General features: G+C 66.8%; 15 protein-coding genes. 7 read left to right on the forward strand and 8 right to left on the reverse strand.

What is annotated here, in order from left to right; all coding sequences use genetic code 11:
* The first annotated feature begins 362 nt into the window (after positions 1-362).
* From AC066Y_RS34835 to AC066Y_RS34860, 6 genes are all read left to right on the forward strand, one after another.
* The gene (locus AC066Y_RS34835; protein WP_478277883.1) at positions 363-2,465 is read left to right on the forward strand and encodes an ATP-binding protein; all 2,103 of its coding nucleotides are present in this window, start codon (positions 363-365) and stop codon (positions 2,463-2,465) included.
* A 225-nt stretch (positions 2,466-2,690) separates the two neighbouring features.
* The gene (locus AC066Y_RS34840) at positions 2,691-4,736 is read left to right on the forward strand and encodes an ABC transporter ATP-binding protein/permease (protein ID WP_478277824.1); all 2,046 of its coding nucleotides are present in this window, start codon (positions 2,691-2,693) and stop codon (positions 4,734-4,736) included.
* A 30-nt stretch (positions 4,737-4,766) separates the two neighbouring features.
* Positions 4,767-5,624 (forward strand): FkbM family methyltransferase, encoded by an 858-nt coding sequence (locus AC066Y_RS34845; RefSeq protein ID WP_478277825.1) that lies wholly within the window; start codon positions 4,767-4,769, stop codon positions 5,622-5,624.
* 238 nt (positions 5,625-5,862) lie between these two features.
* Positions 5,863-6,249: a VOC family protein gene (locus AC066Y_RS34850; protein ID WP_478277826.1), complete on the forward strand. Its 387-nt coding sequence runs from the start codon at positions 5,863-5,865 to the stop codon at positions 6,247-6,249.
* A 126-nt stretch (positions 6,250-6,375) separates the two neighbouring features.
* Positions 6,376-6,609, forward strand: a complete 234-nt coding sequence (locus AC066Y_RS34855; protein ID WP_478277827.1) for a hypothetical protein — start codon at positions 6,376-6,378, stop codon at positions 6,607-6,609.
* 232 nt (positions 6,610-6,841) lie between these two features.
* Positions 6,842-9,178 carry an OmpA family protein gene (locus tag AC066Y_RS34860; RefSeq protein ID WP_478277828.1) on the forward strand — a complete coding sequence of 779 codons (2,337 nt, stop codon included), beginning with the start codon at positions 6,842-6,844 and terminating at the stop codon, positions 9,176-9,178.
* 300 nt (positions 9,179-9,478) lie between these two features.
* Here AC066Y_RS34860 and AC066Y_RS34865 read toward each other — a convergent pair whose 3' ends face one another.
* Positions 9,479-11,236 carry an alkaline phosphatase gene (locus AC066Y_RS34865; RefSeq protein WP_478277829.1) on the reverse strand — a complete coding sequence of 586 codons (1,758 nt, stop codon included), beginning with the start codon at positions 11,234-11,236 and terminating at the stop codon, positions 9,479-9,481.
* Between the two features lie 212 nt (positions 11,237-11,448).
* Positions 11,449-11,814, reverse strand: coding sequence for a nuclear transport factor 2 family protein (locus AC066Y_RS34870; protein WP_478277830.1), 366 nt, complete (start codon positions 11,812-11,814; stop codon positions 11,449-11,451).
* A gap of 97 nt (positions 11,815-11,911) precedes the next feature.
* On the opposite strand from AC066Y_RS34870, the gene AC066Y_RS34875 reads away from it, so the two are divergent.
* Positions 11,912-12,499, forward strand: a complete 588-nt coding sequence (locus AC066Y_RS34875; protein WP_478277831.1) for a TetR/AcrR family transcriptional regulator — start codon at positions 11,912-11,914, stop codon at positions 12,497-12,499.
* A 212-nt stretch (positions 12,500-12,711) separates the two neighbouring features.
* On the opposite strand, the gene argG is transcribed toward AC066Y_RS34875, so the two are convergent.
* From argG to AC066Y_RS34905, 6 genes are all read right to left on the reverse strand, one after another.
* Positions 12,712-14,049 (reverse strand): argininosuccinate synthase, encoded by a 1,338-nt coding sequence (gene argG, locus AC066Y_RS34880; protein WP_478277832.1) that lies wholly within the window; start codon positions 14,047-14,049, stop codon positions 12,712-12,714.
* Between the two features lie 78 nt (positions 14,050-14,127).
* Positions 14,128-14,910 carry a phosphatase PAP2 family protein gene (locus AC066Y_RS34885; RefSeq protein ID WP_478277833.1) on the reverse strand — a complete coding sequence of 261 codons (783 nt, stop codon included), beginning with the start codon at positions 14,908-14,910 and terminating at the stop codon, positions 14,128-14,130.
* A 39-nt stretch (positions 14,911-14,949) separates the two neighbouring features.
* Positions 14,950-15,435 carry a hypothetical protein gene (locus tag AC066Y_RS34890; protein WP_478277834.1) on the reverse strand — a complete coding sequence of 162 codons (486 nt, stop codon included), beginning with the start codon at positions 15,433-15,435 and terminating at the stop codon, positions 14,950-14,952.
* A 4-nt stretch (positions 15,436-15,439) separates the two neighbouring features.
* Complete coding sequence (gene rlmN / locus AC066Y_RS34895; RefSeq protein WP_478277835.1) at positions 15,440-16,654, reverse strand: dual-specificity RNA methyltransferase RlmN; 1,215 nt, start codon at positions 16,652-16,654, stop codon at positions 15,440-15,442.
* 135 nt (positions 16,655-16,789) lie between these two features.
* Positions 16,790-17,347: an invasion associated locus B family protein gene (locus AC066Y_RS34900; protein WP_478277884.1), complete on the reverse strand. Its 558-nt coding sequence runs from the start codon at positions 17,345-17,347 to the stop codon at positions 16,790-16,792.
* A 207-nt stretch (positions 17,348-17,554) separates the two neighbouring features.
* Entirely contained in the window at positions 17,555-18,394 is an 840-nt protein-coding gene (locus tag AC066Y_RS34905; protein WP_478277836.1) for an SDR family oxidoreductase, read from the reverse strand.
* Positions 18,395-18,488: the final 94 nt, after the last annotated feature.

Genomic DNA, 18,488 nt, shown 5'->3' on the forward strand with positions numbered 1-18,488 from the left:
CAGGTAGTCACAGGGTCAAGCATTTGCCCGTGAGTGGTTTTAGAACTCCTAAAAACAGCGCCGGGAAGCGTCATCCGGGTCGTTTTTCCGCTTGACGGCCGGCGCGGCGCTAACGGGGTCGTGATGACGCCGGGCGGCATCCGCCCCGCGTCGCCCCGGACGAGTGCCGGCTCCCAATTGATCGATCCGGGTTGGCCTCCGGTAACCTTGACCGGCGGCTGGATGACGAGGCAGCCGCTGCGCCGGGGCGCCAAGCGGGGTTTCGCTTCCTCCGGCGCGACGGTTTGCGTTAAGCTCGCTACGGAGCCGGAGCGCCCGTGCCGACCGCTGCACAACGCAATTCGCTGAGACTGCTGCAATGGATGATGGCCGCCTCGCTGGCCCTTCCGCTGGCGCTGTTCCTGTTCGCCTCCGCGATGTCCCGGATCTCGACCAGAGAGGCCGCCGACCAGGAGATCCAGCGCACGCTCGACGTCGCCCACGAGCACGCGCTCAAGGTATTCGAGACCATCGACCGCAGCCTGGCCGAGATCACCGAGGTCGTCCGCGGCATGAGCGATGCCGAAATCGTCGCGCGCGAGAAGAGCCTGCACGAGCGGCTGCGCCGGGTCGCCGACACGCTCCCCCAGGTGAAATCGATCTGGGTGTTCGATGCCAACGGCCATGCGCTGGTCAACAGCCTGGTGCAACCGGCCCCCGACATCGATTTCTCGGATCGGGATTACTTCCGCATCCACGCCGAGCGCGACATCGGCACTTATATCGGCGAGGTGCTGACGCCGCGGCCACCCTATCAGGGTGCGCGGTTCTTCAGCGTCGGCCGCCGCCGCAACAACGAGGACGGCAGCTTTGGCGGCGTGATCCAGGCCTCCGTGCTTCCGGAATATTTCGAGAGTTTCTACGCCAAGATCGGCCGCGAGCCCGGCAGCTTCCTGGCGCTGATCCGGACCGATGGCTCGATACTGGCGCATTTCCCCATCATCGACCACGACGCCAGATTCGAGCCGAGCGGGCCGCTGGGGCAGCAGATCGTCGCCAATCCCGAGACCGGCGGCATGACGATCCGTTCCCCGGCCGACGGCATCGAACGGCGCATGCGCTATCAGCGGCTGGCCGAATACCCGATCTATGTCAGCGCCGGGCTCGAAACCTCGGCGATCCAGGCGCGCTGGATCTCGACCATGGCGCAGCACCTGATCTTCGGCATACCGGCCACCGCGCTGCTGTTCGGCCTGCTCGCGCTCGCCTTCCGGCGAACCGAGCGCCTGCAGGAGGAGGCCGACCGGCGCATCGAGGCCGAGGACGCGTTGCGGCATGGCCAGCGGCTGGAGGCGCTCGGGCAGCTCACCGGCGGCGTCGCGCATGACTTCAACAATCTGCTCACCGTGATCCGCGCGTCGGTCGACATGTTGCGGCGGCCGGACCTGCCGGAGGCACGGCGGCAGCGCTACATCGATGCGATCTCCAACACCGTGAACCGTGCCGCCAAGCTGACCAACCAGCTGCTCGCATTCGCGCGCCGGCAAACCCTGAAGCCCGAGGTGTTCGACGTCTGCCAGAATGTCCGCACCCTGAGCGAGATGATCACCACCCTGATCGGCTCGCGCATCGAGATCACAGCGCAGGTGCCGGACGAGACCTGCCTCGTCAACGCCGATGCCGGCCAGTTCGAGACCGCCATCATCAATATGGCGGTGAATGCGCGCGACGCGATGGACGGCGTCGGCCGGCTCACGATCGCGGTCCGCGCCGTGAAGAATTTGCCGTCCGAGGCGGTCACGCCGCCGAGCCCGCACGGCCATATCGCGGTGTCGGTGGCCGATACCGGCGTCGGAATTCCGCAGGAGCTGTTCGGCCGCATCTTCGAGCCGTTCTACACCACCAAGGAGGTCGGACACGGCACCGGCCTTGGCCTGTCGCAGGTGTTCGGCTTCGCCAAGCAATCCGGCGGCGAGGTCACCGTGACCAGCGAAGTCGGCAAGGGCTCGACGTTCACGCTGTATCTCCCGCGTGTCGTCGGCAGACACAACGCGCAATCGCCGCTCACGGAGGATGCGCCTTCGATCGATCAGACCAGCGCGTCGGTCCTCATCGTCGAGGACAATGCCGAAGTCGGAAAGTTCGCCGCCGACACCCTGACCCAGCTCGGCTGCACCTGCGTTCTGGTCGAGAACGCAACCCACGCGCTGGAAGAGCTGGCCGTCGACCCCGACAGGTTCGACCTGGTGTTCACCGACGTCGTGATGCCCGGCATGAGCGGCATCGAGCTTGCGGAGGAGATCCGCCGGCAGCGGCTCGATCTGCCGATCGTGCTTGCCTCCGGCTACAGCCAGGTACTGTCGCAGCAGGGCAGCGGCGGCTTCGAGCTGTTGCAGAAGCCGTATTCGGCCGAGCAGCTGGCGCGCGTGCTGCACAAGGCCACGCGCTCGCGCCGGCTGAAGCGGGACCAGGCGCCGGCGTCGTGACGATGGACCGCAGGTTTTCGATTCCATTGCCTCGCCACCGGTGTCGTCACCCGCGCATGCGGGTGACCCAGTATTCCAGAGACGCCGGGTCCAATCTGATGGGCCGCGGCGTACTCAAGCCGGGGGATGACAGCGTGGAGGAGGACGCAGCTTCGCATCCTCGCGACATGATTTGATCGCGGGTGCGGCGAGGAACCGTTTGATTTGCCTTGGCGTTGTCGTGGCATGAGCAAAGCTGCGGCAACATCCGAAGCTTCGAGCAAGCGATCTTCCGCCAAGGCATCTTCGCCTCGGGCGGCGGGTGCGAAGCAAGCCGGCCTCGAAGATACCGACGCCGCGCAGACCGAAGACGACAAGTCGGAATTTGTCGAGGTCATCGCCGAAGACGGCGACCATGTCGAACCGCCGCCGGAAATTCTCGAACCCGAACCCGAACTGTCGCCCGAGGAAGCCGAACAGGCGCGCAAGGACTATTTGCTGACGCGATTCTGGATCAGCGCACGGGGATATTGGGGACGCAACGGCGACCGGCTGGCGTGGCTGTTCACGATCGGCCTGCTGCTGCTGATCGTCGCCAATGTCGCCGTCCAGTACGGCATCAATGTCTGGAATCGCGCGATCTTCGATGCGATCGAAAAGCGGGATTCGGTCGGTGTCTTTCACTTGACCGCCATCTTCTTTCCGCTCGCGATCGGCAGCGTGCTGCTCGGCGTCGCCCAGGTGTTCGGCCGCATGGGCATTCAACGGCGCTGGCGCGCCTGGCTGACCAACGCCGTCGTCTCGCGCTGGCTGGCGAACGGCCGCTACTACCAGCTCAATCTCGTCGACGGCGATCACAAGAATCCGGAATACCGCATCGCCGAGGATCTGCGGATCGCAACCGACTCGCCGGTCGACTTCATCGCCGGCGTGACCTCGGCGCTGCTGTCTGCCGTCACGTTCATTGTCGTGCTCTGGACGATCGGCGGCGCGCTGACGCTGACGCTCGGCGGCTCCTCCGTCAGCATCCCGGGCTTCCTGGTCATCGCCGCGATCGTCTATGCCGCGATCGCGTCCGGCTCGATCGTGGCGATCGGGCGCCGCTTCGTGCAGATTTCCGAGGACAAGAACCAGGCCGAGGCGGAATTCCGCTATGTGCTGACGCGCGTGCGCGAGAACGGCGAAAGCATCGCACTGCTCGGCGGCGAGGCCGAGGAGCGCGACGGCATCGACAGGACATTCTCGAACGTGCTGCGGCAATGGGCGCGGCTCGCCGGACAGCACATGCGCACGACGCTGGTGTCGCAGGGATCGAATCTCATTGCGCCGGTGGTGCCCGTGCTGCTGTGCGCACCAAAATTCCTCGAGGGCAGCATGACGCTCGGCCAGGTGATGCAGGCAGCCTCAGCCTTCACCATCGTGCAGACCGCGTTCGGCTGGCTGGTCGACAATTATCCGCGGCTCGCCGACTGGAACGCATGCGCGCGCCGCATCGCGTCGCTGATGATGTCGCTCGACGGGCTTGAACGCGCCGAGACCGGCGACGGCTTCGGCCGCATCAAGCGCGACGAGACCGCGGGCGAGGTCATGCTGAGGCTCAACGACCTCTCCGTTACGCTCGACGACGGCACGGCCGTGGTCGGCGAGACTGAAGTCGCGATCGAGGCGGGGGAACGGCTGCTGGTTGCCGGCGAATCCGGGACCGGCAAGAGCACGCTGGTCCGCGCCATTGCGGGCTTGTGGCCCTGGGGCGGCGGCAGCGTCAGCCTGCATGCGGACCGCCGCCTGTTCATGCTGCCGCAAAAGCCCTACGTACCCTCGGGCACGCTGCGGCGCGCAGTGGCCTATCCCGGCGCGGCGGAGGACTGGAGCCTCGAGCAGATCGGCGACGCTCTGCACAAGGTCGGCCTCGACCATCTCAAGGAGAAGATCGAGGAGGACGCGCCGTGGGACCAGACCCTGTCCGGCGGTGAGAAGCAGCGGCTCGCCTTTGCCCGCCTGCTGCTGCACAACCCCGACATCGTCGTGCTCGACGAGGCGACCTCCGCGCTCGACGAAAAGAGCCAGGACAAGATGATGGAGATGGTGACGACGGAATTGCCGAAGGCGACTATCGTCAGCGTCGCCCATCGCGCCGAACTCGAAGCATTCCATAGCCGCAAGATCGTGCTGGAGCGCCGCAAGGGCGGCGCCAGGCTGGTCAGCGACGTCGACCTGATCCCGCGCAAGGGCCAGCGAAGGCTGCTCGGCCGCTTCCTGCGGCAACGGCGAGCCTCGGCCAAGGCCGCATGACGGACGTTGGCGCTCCCGTCAAAACCGGCTATGCATGCGCCGCTTTTGATGAGGCCATGCGTGATCCCGAGCAACGACATTTCGCCGCCGCCGTTCGGCGCCCTGGCGCCCAATGCGGCGCAGGCCGCCATCATCCGGCTTGCGCATGGCAGCGGATTGAAGCGCGGCGCGTTCCGGCCCTGGCTGTCGCGGCTGGTCGATCTGTTCGGTTCGGGACCGCTTGATGTGACCTATCAGGGCGCATCGTTCCGCTTTTATCATCAGGCGAGCGCGACCGAGCGCGGTGCGCTGTTCAATCCCGATTACAATCTGGAAGAGCTCGCCTTCCTGCGGGCGCATGTCGGCGCCGGCGGCACCTTCGTCGATCTCGGTGCCAATGTCGGCACCTATGCGCTGGCGCTGGCACGCGATGTCGGGCCCAATGGCAAGGTGATCGCGATCGAGCCGCATCCGCTGACGCATGCGCGGCTCAAATTCAACACGCAGGCCTCCGGCTATCCGCAGGTGCGCCTGGTTGCGGCCGCCGCAGGTCCGACCGACGGCGAGCTGATGATCGAGACCGACGGCGACAATCTCGGCGCCAGCCACATCGTCACCGGCACGCCCACGGGCAAGGCGTTCAAGGTGCCGTCGCTGCGGCTGCAACGCATTCTCGAAGAGACCGGCGCGACCAGCGTCGATGCGCTGAAGATCGACGTCGAGGGGTTCGAGGACCGCGTGCTCACCGGCTTCTTCCGCGACGCGCCGGAGCAGCTGTGGCCCCGCGCTGTCGTGATCGAGCATCTGTCAAAGGACGAATGGACCGACGACTGCATTGCGGACATGCACACGCGCGGTTACGTCGATCAGGGCCGGACGCGGAGCAACACGCTGCTTGTGCGCGGTTGAGATGCACCCGCGGCCGAGGTCGGCCGTGCCGGACGACGGACTTGTCTTCTCCTTTCCCTGAAAGAAGACCGACCGTAGCCCGGATGAAGCGCAGCGAAATCCGGGACCAGACCATCCGCGGCTAGAGCAGCCCCGGATTGCGCTTCGCTGCATCCGGGCTACATCTTCATTTCCCCTTTCCAAGGGGAGGTGAAACGAAAGCGCGGATGCCAATGCGGCACAACAAGGGAAGCTCGCAATGATCGACCATATCGGCTTTTCGGTCTCGGACTACGAGCGCGCGAAGGCGTTCTACCAGACGGCGCTGGCGCCGCTCGGTTACGGCCTGATCATGGAAGTGCCCGCGGAAGTGACCGGGCACGCGCCTGCGGCGGGCTTCGGCGCCAACGGCAAGCCGGATCTCTGGATCGGCGGCGAAGGCGCGATGAACAAGCCGGTGCATATCGCGATCACGGCCAAGGACCGCGCCACTGTCGACGCCTTCTACAAGGCCGCGATGGCAGCCGGCGGCCGCGACAACGGCGCACCCGGCATTCGCGCGCATTATCACCCGAACTATTACGGCGCGTTCGTGTTCGATCCCGACGGCCACAACATCGAGGCGGTCTGCCACACGCCCGGATAACGTGCAGAGGAACGGCGCGGCGCGCGATCCGTTGTCGCTTCGAACTGCGATGGAGCGATCAATGCGCGCGACGCGACCTGACATCGACGGACCTTGCATCGGCATCAGCTTCACGGTCTTGATCTAATGCCGATCGAGCCCCCCGAGATTCCGCCGACGACGCCGGGCACGCCGAGTGAACCCCCGCCGGGAATTCCGCCCGGCAATCCGCAGCCGGAGATTCCACCGCCGGTGCGCGAACCCGGCGAGCCGCCGCGACCGGACGAGTTGCCCGGCAAGACACCCGACGAATCACCGGTGCGCGGACCGCCCGGACCAACCGGCCCGCCGCCTGCGACAGATCGCCCCGCCGTCCCGTGATTCGCCGCCGCACCCAGGTTCCAGATCGGTTGAGAGTGTGTCCGAGCGTTTCTTCTGAACGCGCAGTGAACAAGCGCACACGCAACCCGTTATAATGTCGAAATAAACTTCGCCGATGATTCGGCGCTCGCCACAATCCGGCCTAACGGCTGGCAATTCATCGTCCTGCCGAATTGTTCGGTTCTGACTTCCTTTCCTTCCTGCCCAGACTTTCCGCCGGGGACTCCAAGACATGACAAAGCTTCGTCTCGTGCTGCTTGCCACGACTGCGCTGACGGTGATGCAATTCGCCACCTCAGCGTCGCAGGCACAAACCTCCCCGCTGGTCGTCGCACAGGCGCAGCCAAAGGAAGAGCTCGGACCTGACGGAAAGCCGAAGCCACGGCCCGCGCCGGGCGCACCTGCGCATCCGGCACCGCCCGCCGCCGCACCGCATCCGCAGGCGCCACCTCCGGCAGCCGCGCCGCATCCGGCTCCGCCGCCGGCCCCAGCGCCCGCGCGTCCGACACCGCCACCTCCGCCACCGGCCACTGCCCCGCCGCATCCGACACCACCGGCTCCGCCGGCAGCCGCGCCCGCGCGCCCCACTCCGCCTCCGCCGCCCGCGGCCGCCCCGGCACACCCCGCTCCGCCGGCCGCTCCCGCACGGCCCGAACCGCCCGCCGCGCGGCCAGCTCCGCCTCCGCCGGCAGCCGCACCTGTGCGGCCCGAGCCACCCGCCGCGAAGCCGGCACCATCGCCAGCACCTGCACGGCCGGAGCCGCCTGCGGCTGCACCCGCGAAGCCGACCCCGCCACCGCCGACGGCAGCGCCCGCACATCCCACGCCGACCGCACCGCCGCCGGCGGCAGCACCGCAGCGGCCGGGCACGCCACCGCCCGGCGCAGGACCCGCGCATACGCCGCCGACCCCAGCACCGGCGGCCACTCCCGCAGCACCGACTGCCGCTCCGGCAGCGCGCCCGGGCACGCCGGCTGCGACGCCGACGCCGGCCGTACCGGCGGCTCCGGGAGCTGCAACACCGGCGCCGGCCGAGCGCCGGCCGGGTGATCGTCCGGGTGGCGAACGTCCTGGCGGCGCCAAGCAACCGCCGGGTACACCGCCCGCGGTGACGCCGCCCGGCGCGACGTCGCCGGCAACGCCCACGCCATCGACTACGACAACGCCTCCCGCAGCAGGCGGACAGCCGCCCGCACGGCCTGGCACGCCCGGCACCCCACCCGCCGTGACGCCTCCCGGCGCGACGCCGACGCCACCGGCGCCGGGTCAGCAGGGACGTCCTGCCACACCGCCCGGAACTCCGGCGACCCCGGGAGCAGCAATGGGCGCTCCCGGCGCGACGCCGGCTCCGGGTCAGCCAGGACGCCCGGGCACTCCGCCGGCCGCTGGTGCTGCGCCCGCAGTGCCGCCGGCCCAAGGAGCGGCCATGGGCGCCCCCACGCGTCCGGCCGGCCCCTCGGCGCCGGGTGTCGTCCCCGGCTCGGCGGCCGCAACGCCCCCGCCCGGCAACGCGCAATACGCCCCACCGACGGTTTCCTCAGCCTTCCGGACCGCGCCGACCGTCGCCGCGCCGCTTCCGCCGGCTCCGCGGCATGACAACGTGTCGCCACTCGCGATCGGTGCCGCCGTCGGCGCCGGCGTGGTGGCCGGAGCGATCATCGGCGGGACCATCGCCGACCTGCACAACCAGCGGCAGGAAGTCGTCGAAGGCGGCCGCACCATCTACACCGAACCGGACCGCATCATCATCCGCGATCCGGGCGGGCAGGCCTATGTGCGCGGCGACGACGTCTATCGCTTCCGCTATGGCGCGCGTGACATTCGCACCGAGACGATCGGCGGCGAGACCCGCACCATCGTGGTTCGTCCCGACGGCAGCGAGATCATCACCGTGGTCGGTCCTGATGGCCAGATGCTGCGCCGGATCCGCAGGGATCCCGGTGGCCGCGAGCTCGTCATCATCGACAACAGCTATCGCGATCCGGGCGCGGTCGGCGGCTTCTATGTCGACCTGCCTCCGCCGGTGGTCCGCATCCCCTATGATCGCTACATCGTCGAGTCCGACAGCGCGGCGCCGGACGTGATCTACGACACCATGGAGGCACCGCCGGTGGATCGGATCGCGCGACGCTATTCGCTCGACGAAATCCGCTACAGCCCGAACGTCCGCATGCTGATGCCGTCGATCGACGTCAACAGCATCAACTTCGACTCAGGGTCCTGGCAGATCCCGCCGGATCAGGCGGCCAAGCTGCAGGCGATCGCCGACGGCCTCAACCGGGCCATCCAGCGCAATCCGCGCGAGGTGTTCCTGATCGAAGGCCACACGGATGCGACCGGCAACGACACCGACAATCTGTCGCTGTCCGATCGCCGTGCGCAGTCCGCCGCCGAGCTGCTGACGCAGCAATTCGGCGTGCCGGCGGAAAACCTGACCTCGCAGGGTTACGGCTCGCAATACCTGAAGGAGCAGACCGACGGACCGAGCCGCATCAACCGGCGCGTCACCGTCCGCCGCATCACCCCGCTGCTCAACGGCGGCACCGCCTCCGCCGCGCCACCGCGCTGAGCCGGCGCGACATCGCGATACGAATGGCCGGGAGTGATCCCGGCCATTTTCGTTTCTTCTCCTTCCCCCCTGAAGGGGGAAGGTCGGGATGGGGGTCAGCCGCAGGTGACGGTGTCTGCGGAGAGAGCCGATCCCCACCCGCTTTACTCTCGCGAGCAAAGCAACCTCCCCTTTTCAAGGGGAGGTTGGAGAAGCGTCGCCGCTTACACCATCCTCCAACAGCGAGCTTCGCGCGTCTCGCCCCAGCAAGTGGGAGAGGTGCAGCGAGTATGCCGCTCGGCGAGCCTGCCTCATCGTTTCCTACTTCCCCGCCCCAAGCCCCAGCGCGTCGACCATCACGCGAAACACCTCGGTGTTGTCCATCGAGCCGTGGACGCGATCGCTGCCCGGCCCGGTCGCGGTGAGGATGACGTCCTCGCCGGAATGCACGCTGGCACCGATCATCGCCGGCAGATTGCCGAAGCGCAGCACGACGCCGGGGACGTCCTTGTACTTGTCGTTGGCCCTGAACGTGTCGGGCTGATCCCCCTTCACGGTCGGCTCGTTCGGATCGTCGAGCTTCGGGCGGAACGTCTCGTAATGGTCCGGCAGGCTGGCCGAGAAGATCGCGAGCCGCCGGCTGACATCGACGCGTGACGGATAGCCCCCGGCATCGGGCGCCGGGTAGTTCGGGAAGCCGGCCTTCTCGTAGACGCCGACGCGCGCGCGCAGCGGCACGTTGGGTGTCGCGGCCATGTCGTCATTGATGGTGCCGACCAGGCTGTTCGGATGGTTGTGGTCGGCCAGCACGAGGATCAGCGTGTCGTCGTTGCGCGCTTTGGCCCAGTCGCGCGCCAGCCGCACCGCATTGTCGAGCATGATGGTGTCATAGACCGCGCGCTCCATGTCGAGCAGATGGGCGTATTTGTCGATCAGGCCGGACTCGACCATCAGGAAGAAGCCGGCATCGTGCTTCGACAGAACCGTGAGCGCCGCCTCGACCTGCTCGGTCAGGTCGGGCTGCTCGGGAAATTTCTTGACGCCGCCGCCCTTGAGGAACTTGCGGTCCAGCGCGCCGTCCATGTTGCCGGTCGCGAACAGGCCGAGCAATTGCCGCGTCTCCGGCGTGGCGGCGAGCGCGTTCAACTCGCCTGCGGTGGTCGCAACCGGATAGCCGGCGTCGCGAAACCGCGCGAGATAGTCGATGTCGTCCTTGCGTTTCGATCCCGCTGCGGACTGCGGCAGGAAGTTCGCGGCGCCGCCGCCCATCAGCACGTCGGGCTTCGCGTCGAAATATTGCGCGACGATCGCATCATAGGCGGCGCGGCGGCGGGTATGTGCAATCATCGCAGCGGGCGTCGCGTCCTCGATTTCGGTGTTGGTGACGATGCCGACGGCGAGGCCCGCCCGGCGCTTGGCAAGGCTCACGATCGTCTCGACCCTGGGGTCGTCGAGCGGATCGGGCGTACGATCGGCATAGACGCCGAGCGCATTGACCGCGGCCTTGTGGCCGGTGGCGTAGGCGCTCGCGGCATTCGCCGAGTCGGTGATGATCGAATCCGAGCCTGCGGTCGCCACCAGCGCCATATGCGGCATGTCGTCGATGGCGAGCTTGCCGCGGCTCTTGCCTTCGGCGATTCCCTTGGAGAGGATCCGCGCGGCGACGCGATGCGCCGGCGACATCCCGTCGCCGATGAACAGGATCACGTTCTTCGCCTTGCGCGGCCCGGTGTCATAGACGGTCCAGGTTACCGTGCGGCTCTGCGTACCGTCGCTGACTTCGACGGCAACCGTACCGGGCTTGGCGAGCGAGACATCGCGCAGCAGCAACGCCGACTGATCCTTGCCGGCCTCGCGCGCGGTAAACGTGCCGCTCTGACCGAACACCGCGGCATAGTCCGCGCCGTTCAGCGTCACCTTGAGCCGGGCCCGGTCGGCCAGGCCGGGCAGTTCGACCTTGAAGTCGAATTTGGCGCCGACAAGGATTTCGGCGCGATCGATCGGATAGATGGTCTGCGCGAGCGCCGGCGCTGTCGACAGCGCCAGCGTGACGGCCACGCCGGCCAATGACTTGATCATGATCGATGCTCCGCCCCTTGCGCATCATGCGCGCCGGGGCGGAGGCTAGTGGCGGCAGATGACGCCGCAATGAGGCGGCGCCGGGACGTTTTGCCGCAAGGGCGGGCGCCAAGGGCGCCATGACGCTCCTTCGGATCGTCATCCCGCTTTCTTTGTTTTGAGCATGATCTTTTCGGAAAACCGCTACACGCTTTTCCGGATCATGCTCGGTGTCAGCGCGCCATCTGCTGCGGGTCGTAGAAGAAGCGCTCCTCGACCAGCTCCTCGCCGCGCCAGGTCTGCCAGGCGACCTCCTCCATACTGCGGACCTTGCCGTCCTTGCCGGTGAATTCGAAGCGCCAGCAGATCGCCGAATGATCGCCGTCGAGCAGCAGCGGTCCGAGCCGCGTGGTCTTCACGCCGGAGACTGCGGCCAGCACCGCCGCCTCGCGCGCTGCTAGCGCCTCGCGGCCGACGCGCCATTCGCCGTCGTTCTCCTGGGTGCGGGCATCGGCCGCATAGAAGTTCCTGATCGCGCCGACGTGGTCGTTGGATTCGACCGTATCAGCGAAGGCTTGCAGCGTCTTGAGCGTGGGCATCGGGCAATCTCCATTTACCGACTGACGGTCGGTATTTATCGACTGATAGTCGGTAAGTCAACTGGCGCCGATCCGGAACCTGGGCTAGACATTCGCTATGGCAACCCAGGCCGAACGGCGCGAGAAGACCAGAGCCGCCATCGTCAAGGCTGCGCGGCGCATTTTTGGCGAGCGCGGCTTTGCGGCCGCGACGATGGACGACATCGCTGCCGGGGCGCGCGTCGCCAAGGGCGCGGTCTATCATCACTTCGCAACCAAGGAGGCGGTGTTCGAGGCAGTGTTCGAGCAGGTGTCGGTGGACCTCGTCGCCGACCTCGACCGCATCTCGCGCGCCGAGAACGATCCGCTTGCGGCGATGGCGGCGGGAACACAGGGCTATTTCGCGGCGTGCTCAAAAGGCCCGACCGGCCAGATCATTTTGCGCGACGGCCCCGCCGTGCTCGGCTGGGAACGCTGGCGCGAGATCGACGCCAAGCATTTCGGCGGCAAGTTTCCGCGCGCGCTGACGGCCGCGATGGACGCCGGCGTGATCGCCAAGCAGCCGGTCGAGCCCCTGGCGCGGCTGCTGCTCGGCGCGGTGACGGAAGCCGCGGTCGCGGTCTCCGCTGGGCCCGACATCGGCAAGACCGGCACCGATTACGCGCGTGCGTTCCGCTCGCTGCTCGATGCGCTCAGGGTGAAGTGAGCTTGTTTGGCAGACAAAGCGAAGCTTGCGCTACAAACAGTCCCGTCATCCTGAGGAGCGCGGAGCGCGTCTCGAAGGATCGACGTCCACCAGCCGGGCCGCGCATCCTTCGAGGCTCGCTCCGCTCGCACCTCAGGATGACGGAGATGGATTGCTTCCTCGTCGAGAAGTGCCCGGGACGACACTGAGTTTGTGTCGACCCGCTCGCCGTCTCAATCCTTGTCGTTCTCGAGCTGAAAAATCTGCGAGCCTTCGCCGCTCGAGAGCAGGCCGGTCTTGTTGTAGAGGCCGAGCTTGGCGCGGGTATCGGCGATGTCCAGGTTGCGCATCGTCAGCTGGCCGATGCGGTCGGCCGGCGAGAAGGCGGCGTCCTCGACCTTCTCCATGCTGAGGCGCTCCGGCGCATAGGTCAGGTTCGGGCTCTCAGTGTTCAGGATCGAGTAGTCGTTGCCGCGGCGCAGCTCGAGCGTCACCTCGCCGGTGACGGCGCGTGCCACCCAGCGCTGCGCGGTCTCGCGCAGCATCAGGGCCTGCGAGTCGAACCAGCGGCCCTGATACAGCAAGCGGCCGAGCCGCATGCCGCTGATGCGGTACTGCTCGATCGTATCCTCGTTGTGGATGCCGGTGACCAGACGCTCATAGGCGATGTGCAGCAGCGCCATCCCGGGCGCCTCGTAGATGCCGCGGCTCTTGGCCTCGATGATCCGGTTCTCGATCTGGTCGCTCATGCCGAGGCCATGGCGGCCACCGATCGCGTTGGCTTCAAGGAACAGCGCGACCGGATCGGCGAACGTCTTGCCGTTCAGCGCGACCGGCTGGCCTTCCTCGAAGCGCACCACGACTTTCTCGGCCTTGACGTCGCAATCGGCACGCCAGAACGGCACGCCCATGATCGGATTGACGATGGTGATGCCGCTCGCAAGGCTCTCGAGATCCTTGGCCTCATGGGTCGCGCCGAGCAAATTGCTGTCGGTCGAATAGGCCTTCTCCGCGCTCATCTTGTAGGCAAAGCCCTGCGCGGTCATGAACGCCGACATCTCGGCGCGGCCGCCGAGCTCGTCGATGAACTGCTGGTCGAGCCACGGCTTATAGATGCGCAGGCTCGGATTGGTCAGCAGGCCGTAGCGATAGAAGCGCTCGATGTCGTTGCCCTTGAAGGTCGAGCCGTCGCCCCAGATGTTGACGCCGTCCTCCTGCATCGCCGCGACCAGCATCGTGCCGGTCACAGCGCGGCCGAGCGGGGTGGTGTTGAAATAGGTGATGCCACCGGTCGAGATGTGGAACGCGCCGGACTGGATCGCGGCGATGCCCTCATGCACCAGCTGGGTGCGGCAATCGACCAGGCGGGCCTTCTCGGCGCCGAAATCCATCGCCTTGCGCGGGATCGCGTCGTAGTCGGCCTCGTCGGGCTGGCCGAGATTGGCGGTGTAGGCAAAGACCTTGGCGCCCTTCAGCTTCATCCAGAGCAGCGCCGCTGACGTGTCGAGCCCGCCCGAGAACGCGATGCCGACTTTCTCGCCGGTGGGCAGGCTTTTCAGAATCGTGCTCATGGGACGGTCCAATCGGTCGAAGTCAGGATGATTACGCTGGGCGAATATCAAATTTCCGGAGCCTGGGCACGCCTTTAATCAGGCTTCCGGCTGGCTCGGCTCCGCCCGGCCGCCCCGGCGCCAGCGCTGCATCAGCCGGTAGCCCGGCATTGCCAGCCGCGTCAGCGCGGCATCGACCTGGGCATCGGTCAGCCGGGTCGCGGCCCAGCGGTAGATCAGCGCGTAGAACAGCCAGACGGTGAAGAACGACACCAGACCGGCGATCGCGACGTCGGTGAAAAAGTGCCCGCCAAAGGCCATTCTGAGCCCGCTGGTTGCGATCCCGAACACGGTGGCGCCGGCGAAGGCCAGCGGCCGCCAGGCGGGCGGCGTCAGCGCCGCCGGCGCATAGGTCCAGAACGCGGTGGCGCCCTCGCCGGAGAAGAACGAGCAGTTGCGCGGGCAGCCGCCGCGCGGATCCCACCACGGCATGAATTGCAGGTCGCCGCCGAACTGCGTCACGAACATCGGCCGCGGCCGGCCCCAATAGTTCTTGAAGGTGAGGTTGGTGAGGACGCCGGCCGAGAGCAGCATCGTGGTGAGCAGGAACACCGCGGCGCGGCCGGACATCAGCATCGGCCGATCCGGCCGGATGAATTTCCAGACGATGGTCACGATCGCCGGCAGCACCAGCGCCCAGGCAACCCACATCGCCGCATCGCGCGCGAACGACGCCACCGCGTCGAGCTTCAGCGGGAAGGTGTTCTGCGCGGCATCGTAGAACATGGCCGCGAGCTTCAGGTCGAGCTCGGGATAGATCCCGAACAGGATGCCGATGATGAGCGCGAGCGCCAGCGCGATAAAGAGTCCGGTCCGGTTCATGGCGCGCGGTTTAGCCGAGGCGGATGGTCATGGGAAGCATCACGGCCGCGGCGATTGCGACGGCAATGGCGGGGGCGGCGGCAAGGGGCGCGGCGGCTCGCGCCAGGCGCCGGCGGTGCGGCCGGCGATCAGCCAGTAGACCAGGCCGGCGACGATGCCGGCGCCGGTCATGATCTCCATGTGACGGCGCACGATGCCGTGGAATTGCATCATGTCGGGATCGAACGGAACCAGGCCGAGATAGCAGGCCGCGCCGACGATCCCGCCACCGATGGCGTAGGCCAGCACGCTCCTGATGAAGAAGGCCTCGGTGATCAGCACCACGATCAGCGCGGGCAACAATGCAAAGCCGGAGATGAAGATGAAGCCGAAGCCGAGCACGACGTTCACGGCGCTCTGGTCGATCTGCCCGCCGAAATCGCTGATCTCGGGATACAGCACCGCGACGACCACGATGACCCCGGCCACGAAGCAGGCCATCAGGAAGCCGAAGGCGACGACGAACAGGCGGCCGATCAGGGCCATCTGATCAATCCGTCATCGCCATCGCGCGCAGCGCCTGGCGCTCGCGGGCGGAGAGCTTTTCGGTCTCCGATTTGAGCTGGCCGCAGGCGGCGAGGATGTCGCGGCCGCGCGGCGTGCGCACCGGCGAGGAATAGCCGGCGTTGAAGATGTATTCGGAGAACTTTTCGATCTGCTCCCAGTCCGAGCACTCGTAGGCGGTGCCCGGCCACGGATTGAACGGGATCAGATTGATCTTGGCCGGAATGCCCTTGAGCAGCTTCACCAGCAGCTTGGCGTCGTCGAGCGAATCGTTGACGCCCTTGAGCATCACATATTCGAACGTGATGCGCCGCGCGTTCGAGGCGCCGGGATAATCGCGGCAGGCCTGCAGCAATTCCTTGATCGGATATTTGCGGTTCAGCGGCACCAGCTCGTTGCGCAGCTCGTCGCGCACGGCATGCAGCGAGATCGCGAGCATCACGCCGATCTCGTCACCGGTGCGCTGGATGTTCGGCACCACGCCCGAGGTCGACAGCGTGATGCGGCGGCGGGATATGCCGATGCCTTCATTGTCGCCGACGATCAACAGCGCATCGCGCACCGCGTCGAAATTGTAGAGCGGCTCGCCCATCCCCATCATCACGATGTTGGTGACGCGCCGCGTGCCGTCCTCGCGATCGGCCCAGTCGTTCAGCCGGTCGCGCGCCACCATCACCTGGCCGACGATCTCGCCGGCGGTGAGGTTGCGCACCAGCCGCTGCGTGCCGGTGTGGCAGAACGAGCAGTTCAGCGTGCAGCCGACCTGCGAGGAAACGCACAGCGTGCCGCGATCGGTCTCGGGAATGTAGACGCACTCGACCTCGTGCGGCCGCTCGATCTTGTCGCCGCTCGGCAGCCGCAGCAGCCATTTGCGCGTGCCGTCGTTAGAGATCTGCTCGGCGACCACCTCGGGACGGTCGACGGTAAAATGCCTCTCGAGCTCGGCGCGCATGTCCTTCGAGACGTTGGTCATCTCGGCAAAGCTCTTGGCGCCGCGGAAATACATCCAGTTCCAGAGCTGCTGGGTGCGCATCTTGCGCTGCGCCGCCTGCACGCCGATCTCGCCCAGGCGATCGGCGATCTCGGCGCGCGACAACCCGATCAGCGACGGCTTGGCCGGCGGCACATAGGTCTCGAGCGGAACCTTTTCGACCAGCGCGCTGGCGCCGGACACGGCATTGGTGGTCACGGTGTCGGTCATGAAACCTCAAATAGGCCTTCCAGCCGGTGCTGGAAAGCCGCCAATTACCTCAATTTTGTCCCTCAGAGCCGGGAGCTGGCTTTTTTGGAGCATGATCTTTCCGGAAAACCGCTCCACACTTTTCCGGATCATGCTCTAGCGCCGGCAGTCCTGCCCCAGCCGGTCGAGTGCCTGCGCCAAGCCCTTCAGCGAGAAGCTGTCGATCGTCTCGGTGCCCTTCGCCGAGACGGCTTTTACCGTCAGATCGGCCGATTTGCGCATGGCTTCCACCATCCGCTCCTCCTCGGCCGCATTCTTGATCCAGAGGCCGTCGCCCTGGGTGTACATCGCATAGGTTCCGCCGCCGACCTGGAGCGTCGATTCCGAACCCGGCTTCACGGTGTAGCCGATCATGATCGAGACTTCGTTGACGACCTTCTCGGCCGGGCGGGTCGAGATGAAGGCATAGGCCGGGTCGCGCGGCCGGTTCGGCGGGTTGGTCTTCGACGACGACGGCTTGGCGAGCGCAAAGCACACCTTCTTGCCGTTGGGCGACGCGGTGTAGGCGCCCCAGGTGCCGAATTGGCCGATCAGCGTCGGCTCCGCACCGCCGGCGGCAGCCGCGGCGGCCGACTGCGCCGGCTTGGTCGCTTCCTTCGCCGCATCTTTCTTGGGCGCAGCCTGCGCCGGCGCGAGGGAGACGATCCCGCACACGACACAAACAGCCAGTGATGTCAGAATTTGCCGCACGGCCAACTGGTTCCCCCATCATTGTGACTGGAAGATGGCCCGGCGATTCCCCTCCGCCGGCTCGGATGGATAACCGGGAAACGCTTTTTTGGGAAGGCAGTTAGGTTCTGGGGCGCGCGCCGGCGAAAGCCGCGCGCGCATCGATTGCTACTCAGTGCTTGGTATCGTTGATCACCCCTTGGCGCGCGCCGCGCGCTGGCTCTCCCACTGCGCATCGGTCCATTGCAGCAGGTCCTCGGCACCGGAACTGCGCAAATGCGCGCCGCCGTCCTGCACCACCATCTCGCCATTGATGTAGCCGGCCTGATCCGAGATCAGGAAGGCCGCGAGGTTGGCAAGCTCGGAATGCTCGCCGGCGCGGCCGAGCGGATTGCGCTGCGACCAGGTCTCGCCGCGCGCTTCGGGACGCAACTGCCCGGTGGCACCTGGCGTGGGGAACGCGCCGGGTGCGATCGCCACGGTGCGGATGCCTTTCGGGCCCCACTCGACGGCAAGGCTCTTGGTCATCGCCAGCACCGCGGTCTTGGCCATCGACGACGGCACCGTGAAGGCGCGGCCGGTGATGGTCGAGGTCGAGAGGATCGAAAGCACCACGCCCTTGTGCCTGCCTTCGATCCAGCGGCGGCCGGCGGCGAGCGTGCAGTACATCGTGCCATGCAGCGTCGGCGCGAGGATCGCGTCCGCGGCACGGAATGACAAATGTTCGCTCTGCGCAATAAAGGTTGCGGCAGCATTGTTGACGAGAACGTCGATCGGCGCCTCCTGCCAGACCTGATCCATCATCGCCTCGACCGCGGCGCCGTCGCGGATATCGCAGCGTGCGGTCGACACCTTGGCACCGAGCTCGCTGCGGAATTTGCCTGCGGTTTCCTCCAGCAGCGCCTCGCGCCGCCCGCAGATGATCAGTTCGGCACCGAGCTCGGCAAAGCGGGCGCCCATCGCCGCGCCGAGGCCGGACCCGCCGCCGGTGATCAGGATGCGCTTTTTCGCTAGCAGGCCTTTTTCAAACATAGTTTGATCCCTCCGCACTGTATTGTCGCTCCGCCGCAAATCCGGCATGAAGCTTGTAGTCCAAGATCTTGCAGCTCTTTTTGCGTCCGAAACT

The organism is Bradyrhizobium sp. USDA3010 (assembly GCF_056429065.1).

Bases quoted from the DNA above. Each gene is read 5' to 3' on its own strand.
- AC066Y_RS34835 (WP_478277883.1), top strand. From the start codon at position 363: ATGATGGCCGCCTCGCTGGCCCTTCCGCTGGCGCTGTTCCTGTTCGCC.
- AC066Y_RS34840 (WP_478277824.1), top strand. From the start codon at position 2,691: ATGAGCAAAGCTGCGGCAACATCCGAAGCTTCGAGCAAGCGATCTTCC.
- AC066Y_RS34845 (WP_478277825.1), top strand. From the start codon at position 4,767: ATGCATGCGCCGCTTTTGATGAGGCCATGCGTGATCCCGAGCAACGAC.
- AC066Y_RS34850 (WP_478277826.1), top strand. From the start codon at position 5,863: ATGATCGACCATATCGGCTTTTCGGTCTCGGACTACGAGCGCGCGAAG.
- AC066Y_RS34855 (WP_478277827.1), top strand. From the start codon at position 6,376: ATGCCGATCGAGCCCCCCGAGATTCCGCCGACGACGCCGGGCACGCCG.
- AC066Y_RS34860 (WP_478277828.1), top strand. From the start codon at position 6,842: ATGACAAAGCTTCGTCTCGTGCTGCTTGCCACGACTGCGCTGACGGTG.
- AC066Y_RS34865 (WP_478277829.1), bottom strand. From the start codon at position 11,236: ATGATCAAGTCATTGGCCGGCGTGGCCGTCACGCTGGCGCTGTCGACA.
- AC066Y_RS34870 (WP_478277830.1), bottom strand. From the start codon at position 11,814: ATGCCCACGCTCAAGACGCTGCAAGCCTTCGCTGATACGGTCGAATCC.
- AC066Y_RS34875 (WP_478277831.1), top strand. From the start codon at position 11,912: ATGGCAACCCAGGCCGAACGGCGCGAGAAGACCAGAGCCGCCATCGTC.
- argG (WP_478277832.1), bottom strand. From the start codon at position 14,049: ATGAGCACGATTCTGAAAAGCCTGCCCACCGGCGAGAAAGTCGGCATC.
- AC066Y_RS34885 (WP_478277833.1), bottom strand. From the start codon at position 14,910: ATGAACCGGACCGGACTCTTTATCGCGCTGGCGCTCGCGCTCATCATC.
- AC066Y_RS34890 (WP_478277834.1), bottom strand. From the start codon at position 15,435: ATGGCCCTGATCGGCCGCCTGTTCGTCGTCGCCTTCGGCTTCCTGATG.
- rlmN (WP_478277835.1), bottom strand. From the start codon at position 16,654: ATGACCGACACCGTGACCACCAATGCCGTGTCCGGCGCCAGCGCGCTG.
- AC066Y_RS34905 (WP_478277836.1), bottom strand. From the start codon at position 18,394: ATGTTTGAAAAAGGCCTGCTAGCGAAAAAGCGCATCCTGATCACCGGC.